The sequence below is a fragment of the Kaistella haifensis DSM 19056 genome, assembly GCF_000735695.2.
Taxonomy (GTDB): Bacteria; Bacteroidota; Bacteroidia; order Flavobacteriales; family Weeksellaceae; genus Kaistella; species Kaistella haifensis.
This window is the reverse complement of sequence record NZ_JASZ02000083.1, coordinates 1-1,496: the sequence shown is the minus strand read 5'-3', so window position 1 is coordinate 1,496 and position 1,496 is coordinate 1. Positions and strand designations below refer to the sequence as shown.

The following is a 1,496-nucleotide window of genomic DNA, read 5'->3' as shown; positions in this document are numbered from 1 at the left end:
AAAGGCTACCAAACGCCACAAAAAAAGCAGTCCTTACGAAAAAACTGCTTTGTACCTCTAAATTCTAAAAACGACATCCCCATAAGAGGACCATCATACCGCTGAAAAGCCACCGGAGGTTCCGTTCAACGGGCTTTCATCTTGTGTCCTGCGGACAAGACGAAAGCTTAGTTATTAGCTGACGTATTATTTTTCATATTCATTTTTAATTATTTCTAATACTTTTTCAAGGTTTTCCGTAATTTCTTTTCCTGTGAATCTTAGAACCTTAATATCTATTTTGTCTAGTGCCTCATTAATTTTTTTATCTTTTTCTATATCATGAAATTGTTTTCCATCACAAAATATTGCTAACTTTTTATCTGGGAAATAAAAATCAGCTTGAGTAATAAGTTGTTCCTGCCCCAACCAAATTCCACTGTCTTGCATTTCGAAATAATTAGCAATAACTTCACCTGATTTAAATATATTTGTCTGTATTATAGGTTTCATTTTTTTTAAGAACATTCCTTGTAAAAGAAATAATTCTATTGGTGAATCACATCCAAATATTCTACGAGGTTCTGGATTTGAAAAACTTTTGAAATATAAATTCGTTTTGTATTTCCTATATTTTGCGTTAATTTCTCTTGATGATGTATTGTTTTCTAAAATTTTTGCTTCTTTTTTATCAAAAATAGGAGATAAAAAAAACATTCCCCAATTAAATCCAATTGTATCAGTATAATCGTTATAGTCTATACTTGAAAATATTTGATAATCCATTCCCATTCCTTTTTTCCAAGATTGAAATGGATTAAACTCAGTGAAAACTAAATTTCCTTCTTGACTTAATTGTTCAACATTCATTTGCTGGAGTAATCCTATACTCCAAGTGTCGATTTCACCATTACTTGTCATTGGCAACAAAGAAATATTATAAGGTAAACCTGTTAATGAACCATCTGCATTGTCTTCTATGGCAAAAAAATTGAAAACAATTGAAATAGCTTGAAATTCATTTACTCCAATACTTTTATAGTATTCATATTCTATTTCAGAAGGATTTACTGTTAAAATTGGAGGTTGACCTGAATCAGTAATGTATTTTAATCTTGAACTGGTAATAGGTAAAATTCCATTTAAGGAATGAAAATCAAGGTTTAATATTGGTGGAATATTTCTAAAATCAATTTCTAAATCTTTCTGTTTGGGAAATTTTTTATAATATTTTAGATTATCTTCTAAAAATTTAGGTCTATTTAGAATCATACGTGATTTCGGTGTAATATGTCAGCTAACGGGAAAAGTATTGCCGAAGAAGCGGGCTTTTTATAACCGAGATTTCAAAAGAAGCACTTCCCGAAGCAAAAATTTTTCCCTTTCTCAAACTTACAAATTTTTCTTTGGAAAAGGGAAAATTTTTTGCGGATATTTTCCCGAAACGTTCTAAGAATTCCTTCAACCCCGCTTTTTTGGCAATACTATGTTGAACTAAACCTCCGGTAGCTTTTCCC

2 protein-coding genes are annotated in these 1,496 nt (G+C 30.6%); both read right to left on the bottom strand.

What is annotated here, in order from left to right; genetic code table 11:
* Positions 1-186: 186 nt before the first annotated feature.
* Positions 187-1,251 (bottom strand): DUF559 domain-containing protein, encoded by a 1,065-nt coding sequence (locus AP75_RS13945; RefSeq protein ID WP_088265003.1) that lies wholly within the window; start codon positions 1,249-1,251, stop codon positions 187-189.
* A 25-nt stretch (positions 1,252-1,276) separates the two neighbouring features.
* Positions 1,277-1,496 (bottom strand): hypothetical protein (locus AP75_RS14575; RefSeq protein ID WP_221404552.1); only part of this gene is annotated, 220 nt, incomplete at its 5' end.

Bases quoted from the DNA above. Each gene is read 5' to 3' on its own strand.
- AP75_RS13945 (WP_088265003.1), bottom strand. From the start codon at position 1,251: ATGATTCTAAATAGACCTAAATTTTTAGAAGATAATCTAAAATATTAT.